The sequence below is a fragment of the Mucilaginibacter sp. P4_A11 genome (assembly GCF_056402535.1).
Window position 1 is genome coordinate 345,782 of sequence record NZ_JBFUHE010000006.1, and the last position, 23,022, is coordinate 368,803.

The 23,022-nt window shown below is 43.2% G+C and carries 24 protein-coding genes; 11 read left to right on the plus strand and 13 right to left on the minus strand.

Features of this window, described 5'->3' with window-relative positions:
• Positions 1-160: 160 nt before the first annotated feature.
• Positions 161-1,969, minus strand: coding sequence for a MutS-related protein (locus tag AC1DUD_RS14320; protein WP_477375422.1), 1,809 nt, complete (start codon positions 1,967-1,969; stop codon positions 161-163).
• Between the two features lie 63 nt (positions 1,970-2,032).
• Here AC1DUD_RS14320 and rlmH point away from each other — a divergent pair, with 63 nt between their 5' ends.
• The 6 genes from rlmH (at position 2,033) to AC1DUD_RS14350 (ending at position 5,014) form a co-directional block, all read left to right on the plus strand.
• Positions 2,033-2,506: a 23S rRNA (pseudouridine(1915)-N(3))-methyltransferase RlmH gene (gene rlmH, locus AC1DUD_RS14325; protein ID WP_477375424.1), complete on the plus strand. Its 474-nt coding sequence runs from the start codon at positions 2,033-2,035 to the stop codon at positions 2,504-2,506.
• 165 nt (positions 2,507-2,671) lie between these two features.
• A complete protein-coding gene (locus AC1DUD_RS14330; RefSeq protein WP_477375426.1) occupies positions 2,672-3,616 on the plus strand; it encodes a cation diffusion facilitator family transporter in 945 nt (314 codons plus the stop codon).
• Positions 3,617-3,691: 75 nt separating this feature from the next.
• On the plus strand, positions 3,692-3,973 hold the full coding sequence (locus tag AC1DUD_RS14335; protein ID WP_477375428.1) for a hypothetical protein: 282 nt from the start codon (positions 3,692-3,694) through the stop codon (positions 3,971-3,973).
• Position 3,974: 1 nt separating this feature from the next.
• Entirely contained in the window at positions 3,975-4,277 is a 303-nt protein-coding gene (locus tag AC1DUD_RS14340; RefSeq protein WP_477375430.1) for a hypothetical protein, read from the plus strand.
• Between the two features lie 64 nt (positions 4,278-4,341).
• Complete coding sequence (locus AC1DUD_RS14345) at positions 4,342-4,749, plus strand: Dabb family protein (RefSeq protein WP_477375432.1); 408 nt, start codon at positions 4,342-4,344, stop codon at positions 4,747-4,749.
• On the plus strand, positions 4,742-5,014 hold the full coding sequence (locus AC1DUD_RS14350; protein WP_477375434.1) for a hypothetical protein: 273 nt from the start codon (positions 4,742-4,744) through the stop codon (positions 5,012-5,014). Before AC1DUD_RS14345 ends, AC1DUD_RS14350 begins: the two co-directional genes overlap by 8 nt.
• A 47-nt stretch (positions 5,015-5,061) precedes the next feature.
• Here AC1DUD_RS14350 and AC1DUD_RS14355 read toward each other — a convergent pair whose 3' ends face one another.
• From AC1DUD_RS14355 to AC1DUD_RS14375, 5 genes are all read right to left on the minus strand, one after another.
• Positions 5,062-5,454 (minus strand): type II toxin-antitoxin system HicB family antitoxin, encoded by a 393-nt coding sequence (locus tag AC1DUD_RS14355; RefSeq protein ID WP_477375436.1) that lies wholly within the window; start codon positions 5,452-5,454, stop codon positions 5,062-5,064.
• The gene (locus AC1DUD_RS14360) at positions 5,447-5,710 is read right to left on the minus strand and encodes a type II toxin-antitoxin system HicA family toxin (RefSeq protein ID WP_477375438.1); all 264 of its coding nucleotides are present in this window, start codon (positions 5,708-5,710) and stop codon (positions 5,447-5,449) included. The genes AC1DUD_RS14355 and AC1DUD_RS14360 overlap by 8 nt, the downstream gene beginning before the upstream one ends.
• A gap of 166 nt (positions 5,711-5,876) precedes the next feature.
• Complete coding sequence (locus AC1DUD_RS14365; RefSeq protein WP_477375440.1) at positions 5,877-6,380, minus strand: DUF5606 family protein; 504 nt, start codon at positions 6,378-6,380, stop codon at positions 5,877-5,879.
• Between the two features lie 79 nt (positions 6,381-6,459).
• Positions 6,460-6,897 (minus strand): peptidylprolyl isomerase, encoded by a 438-nt coding sequence (locus AC1DUD_RS14370; protein WP_477375442.1) that lies wholly within the window; start codon positions 6,895-6,897, stop codon positions 6,460-6,462.
• A 106-nt stretch (positions 6,898-7,003) separates the two neighbouring features.
• A complete protein-coding gene (locus AC1DUD_RS14375; protein WP_477375444.1) occupies positions 7,004-7,507 on the minus strand; it encodes a hypothetical protein in 504 nt (167 codons plus the stop codon).
• A 275-nt stretch (positions 7,508-7,782) separates the two neighbouring features.
• Here AC1DUD_RS14375 and AC1DUD_RS14380 point away from each other — a divergent pair, with 275 nt between their 5' ends.
• Positions 7,783-8,964 (plus strand): asparagine synthetase B, encoded by a 1,182-nt coding sequence (locus tag AC1DUD_RS14380; protein ID WP_477375446.1) that lies wholly within the window; start codon positions 7,783-7,785, stop codon positions 8,962-8,964.
• A gap of 290 nt (positions 8,965-9,254) precedes the next feature.
• Here the strand turns inward: AC1DUD_RS14380 and sucD are convergent, their stop codons facing one another.
• The 4 genes from sucD to AC1DUD_RS14400 all read right to left on the minus strand — a co-directional run bounded on the left by sucD (position 9,255) and on the right by AC1DUD_RS14400 (position 13,785).
• On the minus strand, positions 9,255-10,133 hold the full coding sequence (gene sucD, locus AC1DUD_RS14385) for a succinate--CoA ligase subunit alpha (RefSeq protein ID WP_477375448.1): 879 nt from the start codon (positions 10,131-10,133) through the stop codon (positions 9,255-9,257).
• Between the two features lie 326 nt (positions 10,134-10,459).
• Positions 10,460-11,686, minus strand: coding sequence for a C4-dicarboxylate transporter DctA (gene dctA / locus AC1DUD_RS14390; protein ID WP_477375450.1), 1,227 nt, complete (start codon positions 11,684-11,686; stop codon positions 10,460-10,462).
• A 134-nt stretch (positions 11,687-11,820) separates the two neighbouring features.
• The gene (locus AC1DUD_RS14395) at positions 11,821-12,600 is read right to left on the minus strand and encodes a hypothetical protein (RefSeq protein WP_477375452.1); all 780 of its coding nucleotides are present in this window, start codon (positions 12,598-12,600) and stop codon (positions 11,821-11,823) included.
• A 384-nt stretch (positions 12,601-12,984) separates the two neighbouring features.
• Positions 12,985-13,785 (minus strand): hypothetical protein, encoded by an 801-nt coding sequence (locus AC1DUD_RS14400; protein WP_477375454.1) that lies wholly within the window; start codon positions 13,783-13,785, stop codon positions 12,985-12,987.
• A 336-nt stretch (positions 13,786-14,121) separates the two neighbouring features.
• On the opposite strand from AC1DUD_RS14400, the gene AC1DUD_RS14405 reads away from it, so the two are divergent.
• Positions 14,122-14,871: a YoaK family protein gene (locus AC1DUD_RS14405; RefSeq protein WP_477375456.1), complete on the plus strand. Its 750-nt coding sequence runs from the start codon at positions 14,122-14,124 to the stop codon at positions 14,869-14,871.
• Between the two features lie 20 nt (positions 14,872-14,891).
• Positions 14,892-15,548 carry a carbonate dehydratase gene (can, locus tag AC1DUD_RS14410; protein WP_477375458.1) on the plus strand — a complete coding sequence of 219 codons (657 nt, stop codon included), beginning with the start codon at positions 14,892-14,894 and terminating at the stop codon, positions 15,546-15,548.
• Between the two features lie 343 nt (positions 15,549-15,891).
• On the opposite strand, the gene pruA is transcribed toward can (AC1DUD_RS14410), so the two are convergent.
• Positions 15,892-17,529: an L-glutamate gamma-semialdehyde dehydrogenase gene (pruA, locus tag AC1DUD_RS14415; protein ID WP_477375460.1), complete on the minus strand. Its 1,638-nt coding sequence runs from the start codon at positions 17,527-17,529 to the stop codon at positions 15,892-15,894.
• Between the two features lie 587 nt (positions 17,530-18,116).
• On the opposite strand from pruA, the gene AC1DUD_RS14420 reads away from it, so the two are divergent.
• Together AC1DUD_RS14420 and AC1DUD_RS14425 are read left to right on the plus strand one after the other, a co-directional pair.
• Positions 18,117-18,497: a DUF1801 domain-containing protein gene (locus AC1DUD_RS14420; RefSeq protein WP_477375462.1), complete on the plus strand. Its 381-nt coding sequence runs from the start codon at positions 18,117-18,119 to the stop codon at positions 18,495-18,497.
• A 116-nt stretch (positions 18,498-18,613) separates the two neighbouring features.
• Positions 18,614-18,961, plus strand: a complete 348-nt coding sequence (locus AC1DUD_RS14425; RefSeq protein WP_477375464.1) for an MmcQ/YjbR family DNA-binding protein — start codon at positions 18,614-18,616, stop codon at positions 18,959-18,961.
• Positions 18,962-19,214: 253 nt separating this feature from the next.
• Here the strand turns inward: AC1DUD_RS14425 and leuS are convergent, their stop codons facing one another.
• Both leuS and can (AC1DUD_RS14435) read right to left on the minus strand, forming a co-directional pair.
• Positions 19,215-22,019: a leucine--tRNA ligase gene (gene leuS / locus AC1DUD_RS14430; RefSeq protein ID WP_477375466.1), complete on the minus strand. Its 2,805-nt coding sequence runs from the start codon at positions 22,017-22,019 to the stop codon at positions 19,215-19,217.
• Between the two features lie 270 nt (positions 22,020-22,289).
• Positions 22,290-23,009, minus strand: coding sequence for a carbonate dehydratase (can, locus tag AC1DUD_RS14435; protein WP_477375468.1), 720 nt, complete (start codon positions 23,007-23,009; stop codon positions 22,290-22,292).
• Positions 23,010-23,022: the final 13 nt, after the last annotated feature.

A 23,022-nucleotide genomic window follows, 5' to 3' on the forward strand; every position in this document is an offset into this window, starting at 1 on the left:
AGGAATCAAGAAAAACAAAAAAAGCCGGAAGCATAAATGCTTCCGGCTTTTTTTATTGTCTGAACTCGAATTAAACGAATTTGTGGAATTTATTGAATGTTAAAATTCTGTTCATTCACATAATTCAACAAATTCCAGTTCAGACAAACTCTTGTTCAGGCTACTCCGCGTCCACCTCAATCCCAATCTGCTTAAGCAGTAACGAGGCGTTAAACGTTTTGCACTCACCATGTTTGATCTTGTAGTCAAATAGCATTTCGCCACTCACTACCTGGATATCAAAATAAAAGTTGCGCACATAATCAGGGTATTTACTTTCGAGCTGGGCGATTTGCAAATCATGAGTAGCCACCATGCCTACCGCATTTTTGCGGATCAGCTGCTCTATAACTGCTTTTGATCCCAGGTATTTATCAACTGAGTTGGTACCCCGCAGCATCTCATCTATCAGGAAAAATACTTTCGGCTCGTTTTCAACTGCAGCCAACAGCATTTGCAGGCGGTCGAGTTCAGCCTTAAAGGTTGAAGTACTCTCATTGAGCGAATCTTTGATCCGCATATAGCTGATCATGGTAATCACAGAAACCTGCATGCTTTTGGCGCAGACAGGCGCACCACTTAAAGCCAGCACGGTATTAATGCCCACTGTGCGTAAAAAAGTACTTTTGCCGGCCATATTTGATCCGGTGATGATATCGACTTTAAAAGTATTATCCAGCTCATAGTCATTTTCGATACGTTTGGTAGCATCAATAAGCGGGTGGGCAATGGCTTTGGCAGTAAGCGTATAGCCCGGTCTGTCGTCAATAACGGGGAAGCTCCAGTCCGGGTAATTTACCGCTAAACCGGCCAGGCTCACCAGCGATTCAAATTCGGCAATAACATCAAATGCGGCTTCAAGACTGTCCTGGTTTTGGCGCTTCCAGTTTTCAATGGCGATGATCTGGCGGATATCCCATAAAAAAAACAGGTTGAGCACAAAACCTATAATAACGTTAAGGTGATAATTAAGTTTGTTAATGAGTTGCCCAAGCTCTTTTATTTTGGCCGATGTTTTACTGGTTTTTAGCTGCTGCGCTAATGTACTGTTATAGGAGGCCTGCCATTGCTGATCTTCAATACACTTAAACACGTCGGCATAGTTGGCTAAAGTGTCGCCTATTTTACCAGCAATAAGATCGGCTTTGCGGATATAGGCCGCTTTTGAAAATACCACACCCATATTAAACAAGCCAACAACAATTGCCGCCAATTTGGCCAGGGGATAAAAATAAGCCGCTATCAGCAAAGCTGTAAATAGGTAAGGAGCCACTTTGGTATAAGTAGCGAGCCATTTTTCGCCGGGCATATCAAGCGGGATATGCAGGTATTTGAACAGATTTTTAAGCTGGTTCACATCCTGTTTTATAGCAAAAATGAGCCGCGTTTGCAGATCAAGCTTCCAGCTGTTCGTTGCGGCAATTTCCTTAACTGCTTCCTGCCGCTGCAATACAGTTTGCTTGTTTGCCGGGGCATTGAGCCAACTGGCTAATTTGTTATTACCCGGCGTGGTAGCTGTACGGTTGATGAACTGATATAACGACGCGTTGCCGTAGATATCCAGATCGGAAGTGTAAAAGTGTTTATCGTTACCATAACGTGCACCATCATTGTAAATATTGCTGTGGGTTTGGATACTGCTTATTTCGTTTTCATTTACCCGCTGCAGGTCGTCATAGTACTGTTTTTGTTTTTCAAAAGCGCTTTGGCGCGATACCAGCCAGGCAAAGGCAAAAACCAGCAATACAAAAGCGATGGCAATGATGCTGAAATTGTCGTAATGGATGGCGATGCCTATAGTTACAGCTACCATGGCGAAAAGGCCAAGCCGGAGCAGCGAATAGGCATTGGCGAGGCTTTTATATTTTGTGGCTTCGGTAGCGGCGAGGTTTGCCCGTTGGGTATAGTCGGTTATAATTGTTTGTTCCATGTGCAGATAAATTCAACCAAAATAAACACATATATTTTAAATAAACGTTTATTTGTTTCAGATATGAAGATCACGTTCCTTACCGTTGGAAAAACTGAGGATGCCTACCTGAAGGAAGGCATAGATAAATATGTAAAACGGCTAAAACACTACACCAAACTGGAGCTTGCCGAAATCCCCGAGCTTAAAAACACCAAAGCCCTAAGCCCGGAGCAGCAAAAAGCTAAAGAAGCCGAGCTGATCCTGAAAAAAATCACCCAGCTTGATTTTGTGATATTAATGGATGAGAAAGGCTCCGAATTTACCTCAACCCAGTTTGCAGCTTACATTAATAAAAAGGAAGTTACCACGTCGGCCAATTTGATATTCATTATAGGCGGGCCTTATGGCTTTGACAATTCCGTTTATCAGCGGGCTAATGACAAGATCTCCCTTTCGCGCATGACCTTTTCGCACCAAATGGTGCGCTTGTTCTTTGTGGAGCAGCTGTACAGGGCGTATACTATTATGAAGGGGGAGCCTTATCATCATGAATAATCTGAACCATGATTTTTAGGATTTTAGGATTGCCTTGATAGTTCATCCTCAGAACCAAATTTATGAAATCATGAAATTAAGTTAATCAAGGTTCAGAAAATGAATAACAAATGAATCTGCATATCTAAAATCTGCACATCTAAAATCTTTACCTACCTTTGCTAAATGTCAGCAGGTCACGATCATTCACACTCACATTCGCACGGGCATGGGCACCATCACCATGACCATGCCCCCAAGCTCGATCATTTAAATTCGGCTTTTATATGGGGTATTGTGCTTAACTCGGTGTTTGTTGTGGTTGAGGCCATTACAGGCTTCATCACCCACTCTTTATCTTTATTAACTGATGCCGGCCATAACCTGAGCGACGTAGCCTCACTTGCCTTGGCGCTGCTTGCTTTTAAGCTCACCAAAGTAAGCGCTAACAGTCAATATACTTACGGTTACAAACGTTCAACCATTATTGTATCCTTTTTCAATGCGGTAATATTATTCGTTGCTGTTGGCTTCATTATTTATGAGGCGGTAATGCGCTTCATGACCCCCGAAACAGTATCGGGCGGAACAATGGCCTGGGTTGCTTTTATAGGCATTGGCATTAATGCTTTTACGGCCTGGCTATTTGTTAAAGATAAAGATACCGACCTCAACGTAAAAGGCGCTTACCTGCACATGGCTGTTGATGCCATAGTGTCCTTTGGCGTGGTGATATCCGGCCTCATCATATACTTTACCAAACTATACTGGATTGATAGCGTAGTGAGCCTTATAATAGGTTTTGTGATACTGCGGGGCACCTGGAGCCTGCTTACGGCCAGTCTGCGTTTGGAAATGGACGGCGTACCTGCCGAAATGGACCTGGATAAGATCAAAGCCGAGCTTAAAAAAGCCAAAGGTGTAGTTGATGTACACCATATGCACGTTTGGGCGCTCAGCACTACTGAAAATGCCCTCACTGCACACCTGGTGATCAACCCTGAATCAATAGGCGATTTTGACAATATTAAACATGACCTTCGCCACCGTTTAGAACATCTGGATATCAGCCATAGTACTTTTGAGCCTGAGTTTTCCGAAGAGGAATGCAAGCAACCGGAGTGTTTGTAATTTTTAAGTTTGTTGCTCTATTCTATTTCTTAAAAGCCCGGGTTTGTTTATTTTTATGGTAAACATTACCTGAAAATGAGCAAAGCCAAAACTTTAAAAGTACTTTCTGTAATTACCATCCTGGAGATTATCGGGATGGTAGTATGGCCAATTATAACAGGCTGGGGCCAGCTTATTGGTCCTGCCGGACTGCTTTTAGCCGTAATATTCGTATTTCCGTTCATCTATTATATAGCTTTCCTTATATTCCTGTCCCGCTATGCAAAAAGAGAGACGCAGGATCAAAATATCGGCCTCGTGATATTCTTTAATGTGGTACCTATTATTGGGCTTCTTTATGTTTTAGACGTGTTTTGATATGAATATTGAAGATTTGTTGGCCATAAACAAAATTGACGAAAGTTGGGGATTAGATGGCTTTCTGGGTAAATTGAAAGAAGGCATTTTTGATCAGGATAAATATAATGAGCTTAAAACTGCTTTGTCAAAGCTGGATTTCGATAATGACCAGCATATAGATCGGGATATTATAAGGATTCTTTGGTTTATACCGATATTCATGTACCGGTTTAAGGAACACGTGGCCAATTGTCCATCTAATTATGACGCCATGAGAGAAGATATTGAGGAGTGCCTTGCTGATATCTTCGGTTACCCCTAAGGAACTACGTATTGATGATTATTTATAATTTCTTGCTACCTTAAAGGCGATTATTTAACCTCTTATGAAATCAACCAGAAGAAAATTCATAGCCACAACTGCCGCATTGGCTGCTGGCACAGTTACCGCATCAGCAATATCACTGAAGGAGCAAAAAGAAGAATGGCCAATAGTTCACCATGTATTTTTCTGGCTTAAAAACCCAGGCTCAACAGAAGACCGCGACAAACTGGTAGCAGGCGTTAAAACCCTTGCTAAAATTGAAACCGTACGCAAACTACGTGTGGGCATTGTAGCCAGCACCGAAAAACGCGATGTGGTTGATAATTCATGGGCGGTATCCGAACTGATGTTCTTCAGCGACCTGGCCGGACAGGCAACCTATCAAACCCACCCCATCCACCTGGAGTTCATCAAAAATTGCAGCCACCTTTGGGAAAAGGTTATAGTTTATGATGCGATGGATGCCTAAATTAAAGGATCTGTTTGCCACTAAGCCAGTCCGCGCCGACAACATTGCTCAAGAGGAAGCACCATTTTTAAAAATAAAGCCAGCGTCCGGCGCAATAAAAGAAGCGTTGAATCATCCTAATGGTTGGGTGTATGAAATAGATGCCGCCTTTGAGCATGATGCAAACGTGCCGCCACAAGCTATCAAAGGTGCATGGAAGGTGAATTCAAAAGGAGTAATTGAAGGAGATTTTATTCCCAATCCTAATTATTTAGCTACGAAGTAAAAATGGATCACTAAACAAAAAAAGCCGATTATTCGGCTTTCTTTGTTTTATGCTATTCCTATCATTTCGTTATCATTTTCAGCAGATTTTTTGATGATCTGCTCCTTGCGCTGAAGCGCGAAATGCATTGCCATTTTAACAAACTCGTTTAATGTGATATTGTTAATTGCAGCAAATACTGATGCTTCTTTATGCAGGGTTGAAGGGACGCGAACGTTAAATGTGCCTTTGTAAGTTTTATCAGGCAATTTACCAATAGTATTACAAGTATCAATATAATCTTCAACCGCCTCTTCAAATGCAGCTTTAAGCTCTTTTACCGATGAGCCTTCAAAGTTAACCAAATCGCTGATTCCTAAAACTTTACCATAAAACACTTCATCATCAGCGCTAAAATGCACCGATCCGTAGTAGTTCTTATACTGTATGATATCATTCATCTTTTAAATGCCCTTTCAGCTTTAAATGTTCGATAATTTCCTTTATTGCATAACCCTTTACAATATTGGCAGGATGGGGTTTATGAAGCGTTATAATATTCTTATCTCCGTCAACAAACGGCCTTCTTGATCCTCCGGTTTTCCCACCCTTTAACTCTTCGTATCCAAATGAATTTAATACTTTGACCAACTCATCCCACGTAAAATCTTTAGGGACAGATAGTAGACGAACGATTAGTTTTTCTTGTCTTGACATTGTCTTTCGTTAATGCTTTTTTATTTATCATAATAATCCCCTTTCTACATATCTATGGGCAATTCCTTCAACCGTTGAAGTAAAATATAAAGCTAATAATAACGCCGCTTATTTGCAACTAATTTTTAGTTACAAATAAGCGGCGTTATTTCACAAAAAAAGCCGATTATTCGGCTTTTTTTGTGGCTTTTTTAGCTTTTGCTTTTGGAGCAGGTTCGGCTTCCGGTTCAGCAGTTACTGTTTCGGCAACTGGTTCTTCTGCAACCGGAGCAGGTGCCTGGGTTGGATCGRCCTCTTCAAAAATTGGAAGCGGTTTTAATATCTGGAACCAGGCTATTACCTTTTTAATATCTGATGAGTAAACTTTTTCTTCATCATGATCAGGTGCTACTTCGTAAAAGAAAGTGCGTAATGCTTTTCCGTCGGCTTTAACATCAGGTACGTTTGATGCTGTTTTCATGCGTTCAAGCACATCAGTTAACCTGATATCGTCTTCTACACCAAAAATGGTGATCTCGCTTAAAGCTGCTAATTTGGCGGTTGAAAGGTTGGCTATCAGCTTTGTTTTTTGCGCATCTAAACTTTCCAGCACATAGCCGGTTTTGTTTTGTGCCAAAGCTCTCCATAAACCCGGTTTTCCCGATACTGATACAATTCCCTGTAAATTCATATATTTTTATTGGTCAGGTTGATTGAGTGAGTGATCTATCTCATTTAACCGATAAACCACTCACCTCATCAAAATTCACTTAATCCTCTATAACTTCGATACCTAAAATTTTGTCTCCCTGACGGATAGCGTCAACAACGTCAACATTCTCGATCACTTTACCAAAAACGGTATGATTACGGTCAAGGTGAGCAGTATTTGTACGGTTGTGGCAAATGAAAAACTGTGAGCTGCCTGTGTTACGGCCAGCGTGAGCCATTGAAAGCACACCGCGGTCATGATATTGATTGTCGCCGGTTAGCTCGCAATCAATTTTGTAACCAGCGCCACCAGCACCAGTTCCTGTTGGGTCGCCACCCTGAACCATAAAATTAGGGATAACACGGTGAAAGATCACGTTATCGTAAAAGTTTGATTTTGCTAATTTTTTAAAGTTAGCAACGGTATTAGGGGCATCCTGATCGTAAAATTCTACGGTCATGTCACCTTTTTCGGTTTTGATTATTGCTTTGCTCATTTTTTTGTTTTTTTAGAAAACAGTTGGCAAAGGTAATAAAATTGAGGATTAAAGAAAAAGGTAAAAACTGAAAGGTAAAACGCGAAAGGTTTGCAAGAATTATTAATTACCAGGGCGTAAATGTCATGGTAAAAGTCTTTTCTTTAGGCGAGTAACTGATCTCCCCTTTTCTTTTCGAATCAAAGATCTTGATTTCCGTAACTGGTCTTTTATAATCTTTGCCCAATTCGGCCAATTGCGCAAAAAAACAGTCGAGCCCTTCCTGGTCTCCCAATGTATTGGCAAACCAGGCCAGTTTTTGCAGTTCGATGAGATTTACTTTTTCATCAGCCTTGAAAACGTAGGTCCACTTTACAATCATCAGTTCATCAGGCTTACCAATTAGCTGGGCCCGGCTTCCGTTGGCATCAACAGCTACAAAATTAGGCAGCAGGCTAATATCTGTATCTTGTTTAAAAACAAGGTCTTTATCAGCTTCTGTAAGCTTTTTAATTAATACATCCCGATTAAGTCGCATCCCTGCACTACCGCTTTGGGCATGCGCAGGCAAACAGGATATTAACAATACAGACGCAAGGAAAATATTTCTAATGATAACAGATAAGCTCATTTAAGGCCTGGATTTAACAGCAGCATAAAACTAAAACAACCTGCCCGATACCCGAAGCCCTGATGTGTTAAAAATGGTTAAAATACATTAGCTGTTTATTCGTTACATTTGATAACCCGGCAGTAAACAAATCATCAAGGATCGTGGATAATTCATCAGGCAATAACTTTTCACTTGTTACATTTCGTCTTTTAATTATAAAGTTAAAGTTCCTTTTACCTTTCGCCTTTTACCTTTTACCTTTAACATCAAAAGCCGCATCTATCTTAATCCCCATGGATGATGAGCAAAAAGATCATCTCAAATCATACGGAATAGCCTTTTGGGTGCTCAAAAACGGCGAGGAAGTCGACTGGCTGCTCAACTATCGCGGAGGAAGCTTTATGCTGAAATACGGCCAGAAAGTTGAAGAAGAGTGCAAGATCCGCGGGGTAAGCTATGAGGTTATTGCCGATGCCAAAGCGAATGAGATTATTACCGAGGTAAGTGATCCATCGGTAAATATGGACTTGGTTAAACTGGAGAAAGCGCCCCGGATGGCAGTTTACTCGCCCAAAAACAAACTCCCATGGGATGATGCCGTTACCCTTGTTTTAAAATATGCCGAAATTCCGTACGACCTGGTGTACGATGAAGAAGTGATCCATGGCGAACTGCCCAAGTACGATTGGCTACACTTGCACCACGAGGATTTTACCGGCCAGTACAGCAAGTTCTACGGCGCTTTCCGTTACGCACAATGGTATACCGACGATATCAAGATCCAGGAGGCCATGGCCCATAAACTGGGCTTTAGCAAGGTGTCAAAAATGAAACTGGCCGTAGCGCAAAACATTCGTGATTTTTGTGCCGGCGGTGGTTTCCTGTTTGCCATGTGCTCAGGTACCGATACTTTTGATATTGCATTATCCGCCGCAAACACCGACATCTGCGAACGCATGTTCGATGGTGATGCTGCCGACCAGGATGCACAATCCAAACTCGATTTCAGCCAGACTTTCGCCTTTCAGAATTTCACGCTGGATATGAACCCCATATCACATTCATTCAGCAATATTGATGTAACTACTACCCGCCAGGTTGATCGTACACGTGATTTCTTCACACTGTTTGATTTTTCGGCCAAATGGGATGTGGTGCCCAGCATGCTTACGCAGGATCATGACAAGGTGATTAAAGGATTTATGGGCCTAACCACGGCCTACAATAAAAGCATGCTCAAACCCGGTGTTACCATCATGGGCGAAATGAAAACCGCCAACGAAGCCCGCTACATTCACGGTGAATACGGCAAAGGCCAATGGACATTTTACGGCGGTCACGACCCTGAAGATTACCAGCATGCGGTAAATGATCCACCGACAGATTTGAAGCTTCACCCCAATTCACCCGGCTACAGGCTGATATTGAACAATGTGCTTTTCCCGGCCGCTAAAAAGAAAAAACAGAAGACCTGATTTATATAGGAGCTAAAAGCGAAATGCCGAAAGCTTAAAGCTATAAACGCACGTTGCAAACGAGCACAAGTTCAAAAACTATGTCATTTCGAGCGCAGCGTGGCAACCGCACGGAAGCTGAGTCACTCTTGATAACATGCGATTGCCACGTCGCACCCGGGGGCTCATACCCGTTTTGCTCCTCACAATGACATAATTTTATTAGACGTTAAACAAAAAATCCCGGCCAAACCATGACCGGGATTCTCAAATATTATAAAGCTTTTTCTTTCGGCTTTCAGCCTTTAGCTTTAAGCTAACTTAGCCAATTCTTCAGCCATGGCAGCACCAATTTCGGCTGGTGACTCAACCACGCGGATGCCGCACTCGGCCATGATCTTCATTTTGGCAGCAGCAGTATCATCGGCACCGCCAACAATAGCACCTGCGTGGCCCATACGACGACCCGGAGGCGCTGTTTGACCTGCAATAAAGCCAACAACCGGTTTACTACCGTTTGCTTTGATCCAACGGGCAGCGTCAGCTTCCATATTTCCGCCGATTTCGCCAATCATGATGATACCATGAGTATCCGGATCGTTCATTAATAATTCAACAGCTTCTTTGGTTGGCGTACCAATGATCGGGTCGCCACCGATACCGATAGCTGTAGTGATACCCAAACCGGCTTTAACAACCTGGTCAACCGCTTCGTAAGTTAAAGTACCTGATTTTGAAACCACACCAACATTACCCTTTTTGAAGATAAAGCCGGGCATGATACCGATTTTACTTTCATCGGCAGTGATGATACCCGGGCAGTTAGGACCAATCAGGCGTGCATCCTTATCGGTAAGATATTCTTTAACCGCAATCATATCCTTTGTAGGGATACCTTCGGTGATACAAACAATAACCTTGATACCGGCTTCGGCAGCTTCCATAATGGCATCAGCGCCAAAAGCAGGAGGTACAAAAATGATGGATACATCAGCACCTGTTGCAACTACGGCATCTTTAACCGTGTTAAAAACCGGCCTGTCTAAATGGCTTTGGCCACCTTTACCTGGTGTAACACCACCAACTAACTGAGTGCCATAAGCAATCATTTGCTCGGCATGGTATGAACCCTCTTTACCGGTGAAACCTTGTACAATAACTTTTGAATCTTTATTTACGAGTACACTCATTGGTTTTTTCGTTTTAGTACGGCAAAGCTAAAGTTTTTGCCCGAATGTCAAACCCTATTGCAATCTAAATTTATATGTTAACATAAAAGTGACTTTTGACGGGTTGGGGTATGATATCCGGTTGCGTAACGCGAAGGCACGAAGGCGCAAAGATGGTTACTGTCTGAACTCGAATTAAAAGAATTAAGTGAATTAACAGAATGAAAAGCAAATTCAATAAATTTCAAAAATTCGTTTAATTCGAGTTCAGACAAAATCGCTGAATCAAAAATCAACTAATGTAATCCTCAAAAAAAAATCCGAATTCGAAAATCCCAAATCCGAAATCATTCCTGTGGCCTAAACTCCCCCTCGCTCTTCGCTATCACAATTGTTGCCACGCCATTACCTATCACATTGGTTATAGCCCGCGCTTCCGACATAAACCTGTCGACACCTATTAATATCGCCAAACCTTCCACCGGAATAATTTTAATGGCTGTTAGCGTACTGGTAAGCACAATAAAACCGCTGCCGGTTACGCCTGCCGCACCTTTTGAAGTGATCATCAATATGCCGATGATCGTTAGCTCCTGCCCCAGCGAAAGCGGGATATTGAACACCTGTGCCAAAAATATAACACACATGGATAAGTAAATGGTAGTGCCATCCAGATTAAAAGAATACCCCGTAGGGATCACCAAACCCACTACCGATTTAGAACACCCAAACTTCTCCATCTTCTCCATCATGGCCGGCAATGCCGATTCGGACGAGGAGGTGCCCAGCACAATCAATATCTCCTGCCTGATATACTTCAGGTATTCCCAAAGACTAAATTTGAACAACCTGCAAATGATATTCAATACCACAAATATGAACAGGAACATGGTCAAGTAAACCGAACCCATCAGCAGGGCCAGCGGCTTCAATGTTTGGATCCCGTATTTACTTACTGTGAACGCCATCCCGGCAAACGCACCGATTGGTGCTACCTTCATCACTATCTTCATGATGTTAAAAAACACTTTCGAGAGTTTATCAAACAGCACGATAACAGCTTCGCCACTTTTGCCCATGCGGCTTAATCCAAAGCCAAATAGGATCGCAAAAAACAGGATCTGTAAAATATCGCCTTCAGCAAAAGCTTTAAACATATTGGAGGGAACAATATGGGCAATGAAATCGCCCCAGTGCATTTCAGCGGCCGCTTTTTCATATACAGCCAGTTTGCCGGTATCCATTTTAGCGGCATGGTTTTCAAAGCCGGCACCGGGCTTAATGATATTGGCCACAGTAACACCAATGATAAGCGCAAACGTGGTCACGATCTCAAAATACAGCAAAGCCTTGCCGCCTACCCTGCCAACCTTTTTCATATCGCTCATGCCGGCAATGCCCAGCACAATAGTTAAAAATATGATAGGCGCAATCAGCATAGTGATCAGGCTAATGAATGTTTTACTGATGAGCTCAGCAGTGGGGGCAAATCCTTTGACATATAAGCCAGCTACTACCCCAAGGGCTATAGCGATAAGTACCTGGAATGTTAGGTTTGATAAGAGGCGCTTCATGGTTGATCCCCCCAGCCCCCTAAAGGGGGAGCAACAGGTTGGGGCGGCAATATAGCAAGTTGTTATTTCAAACACAAAAAAGCCCCGTACCGGAAACCGGCACGGGGCATAATTTATTGATTGAAAGATCGTGATTAGGCCGGTGTTGCTGTGCCGGTAATTAAATCAATTAAGAATATCTTATTAAGGAAAGTCAGTTTAGCCTTGTGGTTACCAAGGAAAACAATGGTACCGCTGTAATCCCAGCCGCCACCGTTTGTTTTTCCTTCCGAACGGAAAGTAGCTGTACCGCTGGTGATATCAAAGTTATCATCGCCATGCACATAAAGGTTGCTGAACACATAAGTGTTGTGCACCCTGCTAAATGTTTTGTATTTAGTGTATTCGTTATCAACATAGGCTTTCATCGGGCCATCAAGCGAGAAGTTAGAGTTGTTGGTATTAAGTCCGCGTACTTTATACTTCTGCACAATGTTATAAACGAAAGAATAACCCGGGCCGCTGCCTACTGTATTTAATGAATCGACAGAATCGTAACCGATAGTTTTGTTGCCATCACATACAAAATAGTATTTAGTGCCGCCTGTTTTGGTAGCTTTTAAAGTATCGCCCTGGTTAAATACAAGGTTCAGGCTGGTATCAACATAAAAACCGCAATTGTAAGTACTTTGTACTTTAAGTTTTGATGTTGAAGCATTGGTTGATGGGGTAACACCATCTTTAACGCTGGCACCGCCAAATGAACCTGCTAATGATTTTGCAAGGTTATCTGCAATAGATGAGCTGGCTACGTTGTCGCTTGCTTTTGTAGTTGTTGAATCGGATTTTACATTGATCCCTGTTTTTGTACAGGCCGAATAAAGAACAGCTACACCTGCCAATAGAGGTAATATGCTGCGTAGATTTAGTTTCATAAAACGTGATATCAGATTAAAGTTTAGATCTCTTCTACCCCATTTTGCAACAAGTATACCACAGGCGAAATAATTTGGCAAAAAACATCACGATATCTATTTTTAACTCATTTTCTATTTTTGAATAGAATATACCTATGTGTTTATATTCCTAAATACAATATCAAACAGAAGTACCCACAACCATCTTTCCCCGTTTCGAGGAAAACAACGTGGAAAATATTCCCCACATCCACATAGAGCAAGCTCGATATAAAAATCATGCCGCGCTAAATATTATGTTCACTTAAATATGATTTTATAGAATTGGGGGTTGAAAATGCAAAACATAAAAAGCCCTGCATCCGATAAGGGAGCAGGGCTTTTATATATTATTAACTGATGTTAGTTCACCTCTCCGGTGATCAGATCGGCAGTGTAAACTGTACCGTCAATAGTGATCTTAGCTTTGTGACCACCTAAAAATGTTATCGTTCCTTTGTAGTTCCAGCTGTTTTTTCCCATATTTCCTTTACTCGAAAATGTAGCACTTCCGCTTAAAATAAAATCAGGATCTTTTGTAGGATCAACTACTATCGATTTAAAGTTATAGTTAAATGTACCTTCAACATTTGGCTGATCTGTTGTGGGTTTGGTATAAGCAACTTTGGCATAATAATTCACAGGACCATCAAATGAATACTGTGCGTGCTCAACACCCGGGTTAAGGCTTCTCAGCGTCAGGTTTTCGCCCATTTTTAAAGCCATTGTAAAACCGCTGCCTACCATGGTCATGTTTAAGCTGTCGTTAGCAGTAACGCCAGATGGAACGCCATTAGTGCAGGTAAGCTCATACTTCACCTTAGCCCAGATATCAAGCTTAGAAGTATCACTTTGATCCAAATTAAGTGATATCGTTGTATCCATTTTAGCACCGCATTGTGGCCTGGGATCAACAGATTGAACCTTGATTTTACCTTTTTTGTTCAGGGAAAGATCTGTTGGCATACTCAAACCGCTCTTAAAATCAAAGCCTCCGTTTTCGGGGTTAAAAATACCAACAAGGCTTTGTGCAATTTGTACACTCGCTTCTTTTTTGCTTACGGTACTTTGATTGTTAGGTGCCATATTAAGCTTATGGCACGAGGTGTAAATGGCAGTGATGCCGGCAAGCAGCAATACTATAATTTTGTACTTGTGTTTCATGTTTAGGATTTTAATTCCGCGCAAATTTAACTTATTATCAATCAATTAAGAAATTTTGAAATATTTAAGGGTAGAAGGCTATAATCTTGTTTATATCCGCTTTTACGAATGCGGTTAATAAAAAGTTATCCCACTGCCGTCGCCCATTTGCCCCCCTTTGCCTGTTGTTATGCAAATATCCATGGTATGTATCATTAAAGTATGAAAGCTTTTAGCCCGACAATTTATTAATTATTCCTAATCTGTTTTAATTATTATCCGTTGCATCAAACAAGCTTCCATAAACTCGGTTAAGTTTTTTGTAAATTTAACTTAACCTCTGCCGCCGAAATATATATGCTTAAAGCTATAAAAGAACAACGCACCCTTAAACAAAACCTGATGCTGGCCTCGTCGACCGCCTTTGTGGCCGGGGTTACCAATGTGGCGGGGATGCTGGCTTTTTTGGCCTTTACATCTAACATAACCGGCCACGTAGCCAATTTGGCCAAGCACATTGTTGAACAAAACTACCACCAGATGATCATCTTTTTGGTTTGGCTGATGATGTTCTTTGCCGGGGCATTTGTATCCAGCTTTATAGTGCGGTCGTTTGAAGAAAAGAGCCGGTGGCGGGCAAATTCGACCCCCATGATAATTGAAGCCATTATTTTACTGGCAGTTGCTGTGTACGGGCACAACTTTTACCAGGAAACACAATTGGAACGCGAAATTGTGATTAGTGCCATTTTATTTTCAATGGGGCTGCAGAACAGCCTGGTGTCGAATATCTCCGGCGGGCTTATCAAATCAAGCCATTTAACAGGCTTATTTACCGACCTGGGCAGTGAGGTTGCCGAATGGTTCCATCCACGTACCAAAAACACCGAGGCAGCAGGCAACAAGATATTGATCAGATTTACTGTGCTTGGGTTTTACTTATTTGGAGGATTAGCCGGCGGATATTTCTTTAACCTGTATGAGTTTGCCATTTTTTACTTTATCCCCCTTATTTTACTCACTATAATGTATTACGACGTTTCGCCACTTGCATTGCATAAACTAAGCCGTATGTTTGCACCAGGCAAACGCCAAACCGCATCTTAAAACATCAATCTTAAAAAATTATGAGTTCTCAAATTCATGACACCAGTCACATCACCTACGAAGGTTTACTGGAAGGAAACAAAAAGTTTATTGAAGGCGCTTTAGCCGAAGATCCAGAATACTTTGATAAGCTGGCTAACGGCCAAAAACCACCGGTATTATGGATTGGCTGTGCCGATAGCCGCGTACCAGCCAACCAGATCACCAATACTGCTCCGGGCGAGATTTTTGTACACCGTAACATTGCCAACATGGTTATCCACTCGGATATGAACATGCTGAGCGTACTTGACTACGCCGTGAACGTGCTTAAAGTGAAACATGTAATAGTAACCGGCCACTACGGCTGCGGTGGTGTTAACGCCGCTATGGGTAATAACCAGTTCGGGCTTATTGATAACTGGCTGCGCCACATTAAAGACGTTTACCGTTTACACGCCGATGAGCTTGACGCTATTACCGACGAAACAGAACGCAGCAACCGCCTGGTTGAATTGAACGTGATAGAAAATGTGAACAACCTTTGCAAAACATCCATAGTACAAAATGCCTGGGCGAATGGGCAGGAACTTTCTGTTCATGGCTGGGTTTACAGTTTAAGCACCGGCGCTATCAACGATATGAAAGTAAGCACCTCCAGCAATGAAAAGATGGATGCTGTTTTTAAGTTTAAATAGTAGCCCCCCGGGTCCCTAAAGGGGGAGGGACATAGCATAAAAAAGCGATGGGTTGTTACTGGCCATCGCTCTTTTTACTATAAAAAAATGTCATTTCGAAAGAGCAAGGGTGGGATTGAGCGCTGGGGCGAAAGAGAAATCTTGTACGCCGCGCAAGGCGGCCGTTCTTATCGGCTTTGCAAGGCGTACAAGATTTCTCCTCACCCTCGCGCGCTCACCCTCCCGCTGTTCGTCGAAATGACAATAGGTTTTTAAGTTAAACTGCATAAAAAAAGCGATGAGTGAAACCAACTCATCGCTTTTATATTCATCCACCATTCCTCCCCTTTATGGGGCCGTGGGGCTACACTTCTTTCGCCAAAAACGGATACCTGTAATCCTTAGGTGGATCAAAGGTCTCTTTGATGGTGCGTGGCGATACCCAGCGTAACAGGTTGATCATTGAACCGGCTTTATCATTAGTGCCTGATCCTCTTGCGCCGCCAAATGGCTGCTGACCAACTACAGCTCCTGTAGGTTTATCATTTATGTAGAAGTTACCTGCCGCGTTGCGTAAACGGGTGGTAGCCTTTTCAATAGCATACCTGTCTTGAGAGATAATTGAGCCTGTAAGCGCGTAGATTGATGTTTTATCTACAATGTCAAGGATCTCATCAAATTTATCGTCTTCGTAAACGTAAATAGTAAGCACCGGGCCAAAAAGCTCCTCGCACATGGTTACATAATACGGATCTTCAACTTTAAGCACGGTTGGCTCAATGAACCATCCCTGGCTTTTGTCATAGCCACCACCGGCAACAATTTCAACACCTTCGTCGGCTTTTGCCGCATCGATGTATTTGGCCAGTTTATCAAACGATACTTCGGTGATAACAGCGTTCACGAAATTCTCAAAATCCTCTACCGGGCCAATTTTAAACGAAGTGATGTCGCGCTGCATGTTTGCCTTTACCGCAGGCCATAACGAAGCCGGGATATAGGCTCTTGAAGCAGCCGAACATTTTTGTCCCTGGTATTCAAATGCACCGCGAACAAGAGCGGTACTCACCACATCGGCATTGGCGCTTGGGTGGGCAAGCACAAAGTCTTTACCACCGGTTTCGCCCACAATACGCGGGTAAGTTTTGTATTTGTGGATATTGGTGCCAATAGTTTGCCAGATGTTCTGGAATACTTTGGTTGAACCTGTAAAATGGATACCGGCAAAATCAGGATGGTTAAAGATCACCTCGCCTGCAATAGGGCCATCAACATAAATAAGGTTGATAACGCCATCAGGTACACCGGCCTCTTTAAAGATCTTCATGATCACGTTTGCGGCATAGATCTGCGGATAAGCAGGTTTCCAAACTACCACGTTGCCCATCATTGCTGCTGATGCAGGCAGGTTACCGGCAATAGCGGTAAAGTTGAACGGGGTAAGCGCAAACACGAAACCTTCCAGCGGGCGTTGCTCCAGGCGGTTCCAAACACCTTTGCCTGATACAGGCGGCTGTTGTTTGTAGATCTCGGTCATGTATTCTACGTTAAAACGCAGAAAATCGATCAGCTCACATGCCGAATCGATCTCGGCCTGGTAAGCGTTTTTAGACTGACCAAGCATGGTAGCTGCATTAATTTCAGCACGGTATGGGCCGGCTATTAAATCGGCGGCTTTCAGGAATATAGCGGCACGTTGTTCCCATGCCAGGTTTTCCCAGTCGGCTTTAGCTGCAAGGGCAGCGTCAATAGCGGCTGTAACGTGGCTTGCATCGCCTTCACTGAAAGTAGCCAGTAAATGTTTATGATCATGCGGCGGACGGATCTCCAGCTTGGTGCCGGTACGTACTTCTTTGCCGCCAATGTACATAGGTATATCTAATTGTTGGGCACGACCGGCTTCTAAAGCTGCCTTAAGCGCCACACGTTCCAAACTCCGCGGACCGTAATTTAAAACGGGTTCATTTACCGGGGCCGGAACATTAAAAAATCCTTTAAGCATAGATGATAATTTATGTTGCCGCAAAGATAGGGATTTTGCAGGTGAAGGTTGGGTAGGGGAATGTCAAAATAATGGTGGGGTTGGCACATATGTCATTGTGAGTGTTTAAGTCCGTTGGGCTCTGAAGGAGCAATTACATCTCCACCGCGTCATTGCGAGGCACGAAGCAATCCCCGACAGGCAGGTAACGAGCTTTTTCTATGGACTTAAATCGTCGCGCTCTTGGCCGCGCGGGGCCAGATACTTTTGTCTTGACACAAAAGTATCCAAAAAGTCAAGTCAGCAGATAGGCTTCTTTACCGCACAGGCCTTTGCCCTGCAAAGCGGGCAGAACCACGGGCTGCAATTATTTTGCCCCGCTGCGCTCGCGCATCCCCAACGCTTCTGCAAAAACTTGCTATGCCCCTTCTCGCGCTCAAGACCACCATTGTTCTGCCCGCCTTCACCTGAAGCTTACCTGCTGACGGGAACATTCTTTATTTATCATGTCATGCGTAGGAACGAAGCAATGAGATGGAAAAAATGAATTTGATCTCGAGAGTATATGATGTTATCGGTACCAACCGCTATCTTTAAAATATATGACCATGCTCACTCCAATAGATACCTTCTACCTAACTAAAGAGGAACCTAATAAAAGTTGCCTGTTAGCTTTGCGCGATATTATCCTGGCAGAGGATTCAAATATCACTGCAGAGTGGAAGTATAGCATGCCCTTTTTTTGTTATAAAGGAAAGATGTTCTGCTACCTGTGGATGCACTCCAAAAAGCAATGGCCGTTTTTGGGCATGGTTGAGGGCAAGCACCTGCACCACCCCGAATTGACGTTTGAAGATCGTGCCCGAATCAAGATCATGGTTTTTGACCCGATGGAGGATCTGCCGGTCGATACCATCCGTTTTATCCTGAATGAGGCGCTTGATCTGTATAGATCTGGCTTGATCAAATTGCCCAAAAAGAAGCGATAATTTTTTCTGTAGAGACGCATAATTGCGTTTCCGATTATGCAAGATCGTAAACAGTTAATTACTTTGCATCCGGGAGACGCAATTATGCGCCTCTACGGTATTTATAGAAAATAACCATGACCATTGAAACTCTTCAAACCATTTGCCGCAAGCTGCCCGGTGTAACCGAAGATATTAAACTGGGCGAACACCTGTGCTTTAATGTTGGCGGCAAATCATTCCTGTTTACCCATCCGGATGGTGTGCCGCCTTCGGCCTCGTTCAAAGTACCTGCCGAAGATTTTGAGGAGATCATCTCTAAAGAAGACCTGGAACCACAACCTTACATAGCCCGGTACAAATGGGTGCTGGCACGTGATATCAGCAGTTTGAGTGAAAAAGAATGGGAGCATTACATTGGGCAATCGTACAGGCTTATTGCTGATAAGTTGCCAGGGAAGGTAAAAAAAGAACTGGGATTGTAAACAATAAATAAACAGCTTGTCATTTCGACAGAGCGGGGGATGGACATGTGCGTTGGGACGAAAGAGAAATCTCCTACGCCATGCAAATCCGGTAAGCATGGTGGTTTATCCTGACGTATAAGATTTCTCACTCGTTCCTCGTTTCGAAATGACATTTTTATTTTAGGTTTAACAAAAAAGCCCTGAGTTTTGCGTTGCAAAACTCAGGGCTAAATGCTATTCAAAAGTACCCCCCTTTAGGGGGCTGAGGGGGCTAAACCACCATATTCACAATCCTGCCTTTAACCACAATCACCTTTTTAGGTGTTTTACCGTCGAGATATTTTTGTACATCGGGGCTGGCTAAAACGGCAGCTTCTATTTCTTTTATATCAAGACTTAACGAGATGCTCAGGTTCATTTTCATTTTACCGTTGATAGAGATCGGGTAAGCAAACTCATCCTCAATCAAATAGGCGCCGTTAAATTTAGGGAACGGTGCATATGATAAAGTACCGTCAGCATTACCCAATAATGACCATAACTCCTCGCAAATATGCGGTGCGTATGATGAAAGGATGATCACCATGTCCTGCAATATAGCGCGGTTATTACATTTCAGATCTGTTAACTCATTTACAGCGATCATGAAGCTGGAAACCGATGTATTGAACGAGAAACGCTCAACATCTTCCTCAACCTTTTTAATGATCTTATGCAGCGATTTCAATTCGGCTTTTGACGGAGCTGCATCGCTTACACCAAATTCCCATGCATCGTTATGGAACAACCTCCAGAATTTGCGCAGGAATTTGAACACGCCCTCAATACCATTGGTATTCCATGGTTTGCTCTGCTCCAGCGGACCTAAGAACATTTCGTACATGCGCAAGGTATCGGCACCGAAACGGCTGATAATGTCATCAGGGTTCACTACGTTGAACTTAGATTTCGACATTTTTTCAACCTCAACACCGCAAATGTATTTGCCGGCTTCCAATATAAATTCAGCATCAGCAAATTCGGGTCGCCATTGTTTGAGTTTTTCGATGTTCAAAACCTCGTTCTCCACAATGTTAACATCTACGTGTATCGGAGATGTTTTATATTGTTTGATCAAACCATGCGACACTAACGTGTTGGTGCCACGGCCTTCCTCATCAATCAGCCTGTAAACAAAATTGCTCCGGCCCTGGATCATACCCTGGTTGATCAGTTTTTTGAAAGGTTCTTCTTCAACAACAAGATCAAGATCCTTCAAAAACTTATTCCAGAAACGGCTGTACAACAAGTGCCCGGTAGCATGCTCGCTGCCGCCGATGTACAAGTCAACATCTTTCCAGTATTCAATAGCCTCGCGCGATGCAAATTCTTTATCGTTTTGGGCATCCATATAGCGGTACCAGTACCAGCTTGAACCTGCCCAGCCCGGCATGGTGCTTAGTTCATAAGCCAAACCGCCTTCGTATTTCCAATCCTCGGCACGGCCTAATGGCGGTTCGCCGGTTTCGGTTGGCAGATATTTATCAATTTCGGGCAATAACAATGGTAAATGGCTTTCATTAATTAAATGAGGTAATCCTTCCTTAAAGTAAACCGGTACCGGTTCGCCCCAATAACGCTGACGGCCAAAAATAGCATCACGCATCCTGAAGTTGATCTTGGCCTTACCGGCGTTGATCTCTTGCAGTTTAGCAACAACAGCAGCAGTTGCGTCCTTGTAAGCCAGACCGTTTATAAAATCAGAGTTGATGTATTTACCTTCCTTGGTTGGGTCGGCCTCGGTTTCAATATTTTGAATGTCAAGAATCGGTACAATCGGCAAATTAAAATGCTTTGCAAACAAGTAATCGCGCTGATCGCCTGATGGTACAGCCATAACCGCGCCTGTTCCGTAGCCTGCCAAAACGTAATCAGCAATCCAGATTTGAATTTGCTGACCGTTTAACGGGTTAAGTACATAGCTGCCGGTGAAAGCACCGGATACAGTTTTAGCATCAGCCATCCTGTCAAGTTCCGATTTCTTTTTGGTTTGAGCGATATAAGCCTCAATATCGGCCTTTTGCTCCGGAGTAGTAAGCGAAGCTACCAGTTCATGCTCAGGGGCAATCACCAGGAAAGTAACACCGAAGATGGTATCAACCCTCGTTGTAAATACTTCAATAAAATCGGTACCCAATTGCGCGTTATGACCTGATTTATCTATCGGGAACTTCACAGAGGCACCGGTACTTTTACCAATCCAGTTCCTTTGCATTTCTTTCAAAGGCTCGGGCCAGTCTATAGTATCAAGGCCTTGCAATAACCTTTCGGCATAGGCAGTGATGCGCATGCTCCATTGGGTCATCTTTTTTTGTTCAACAGGGTAACCGCCGCGCTCGCTGAAGCCATCTTTTACCTCGTCGTTTGCCAATACGGTACCAAGGGCCGGGCACCAGTTTACGGTGCTTTCGCGCAGGTAGGTAAGGCGGTATTTTAATAGTTCGGCCTGCTGTTCCTGGTTGCTTAACGCTTTCCATTCATCGGCAGTAAAACTTAATATTTCATCATCGCTAACAGCATTAATGCCTGCAGAACCATTGGCTTCAAAATGCGCTACCAGCTGATCAATTGATTCCGCTTTATCCGCATCTTTGTTATACCAGCTGTTAAACAGCTGCATGAAGATCCACTGTGTCCATTTATAATAATCGGGCGAGCTGGTGCGCACCTCGCGGCTCCAGTCGAACGAGAAACCGATTTGATCCAATTGGCGGCGATAGGTTGCAATATTATCTTCAGTGGTTATGGCAGGGTGCTGACCGGTTTGAATGGCGTATTGCTCGGCCGGTAAGCCAAAGCTATCGTAACCCATAGGGTGCAGCACGTTAAAGCCTTTAAGGCGTTTGTAGCGTGCAAAAATATCAGAAGCGATATAGCCCAGCGGGTGCCCAACGTGCAGACCGGCCCCTGATGGGTAAGGGAACATATCCAGCACATAATATTTGGGTTTGCTGCTTTTATCTTCGGCTTTAAAGGTTTGGTTTTGTGCCCAAAACTGCTGCCATTTTTGCTCTATCTCTTTAAATTGGTAGTCCATTTGATTTTTTACGCGTATGAGGTTGCGAAATTAAGCATTTCCCTATTAGTTTAGTAGTTATTAGTGGATTAGTTGGAGGTAATGGCATTATTCGGCCGGTTTTTGTGTTGCCTCGCAACAGCTTTTCACGTTTCTAATCATATCGGGGATAATCTGGGTAAGACTGACGAGCTTAAAAAAATCCCGGTCATTTTCATGAACCGGGATCAACTTAACAATCAAACCTCCCTTCGCCCCTTACAGCGTCGGAAGCCTCAATCAAATTATACTTTAGTGCGCAGCTACTTCTTCAGCGCCTGCAAACTCGTACACATAACCTAAATTATGCGGACTGCTGCTGGTTACTTTCAAATCTTTAACCAAACCGCTGCCCAAATCAATTACCCAACCATGCACTTCAAGATCATGACGCTCTTTCCACGCGTTTTGAATAATGGTGGTTTTGCACAGGTTATAAACCTGCTCAGTAACGTTCAATTCAACCAGGCGGTTAATTTTCGTAGTTTCGTCGGTAATGCGGTCAAGTTCGTGGCTGTGCAAACGGTACACATCTTTAATGTGGCGCAGCCAGTTATCAATTAAGCCAAACTGTTTGTTGCTCATGGCAGCGGCAACACCGCCGCAACCGTAGTGACCGGCAACAATAACATGTTTTACTTTAAGTACGTTCACAGCATAGTCAAGCACACTCAGCATATTCATGTCTGAGTGAACGCATACGTTAGCTATGTTGCGGTGTACAAACACTTCACCGGGTTTTGTACCGGTTACTTCGTTGGCAGGTACGCGGCTGTCTGAGCATCCTATCCACAGTACTTCCGGGCTCTGGCCTTTGGCCAGGTTCTTGAAATAATCGCCATCCTCGGCCAGTTTACGCTCAACCCAGGCGGCGTTGTTTTTAATTAAATTATTATAGCTGCTTGATTGTGCAAGTTTAAGGTTGTTGGTATCTATTACGGCTTTGCCGTTTGTTTTTTCTTGTGTTGACATTGTTTTTCGATTT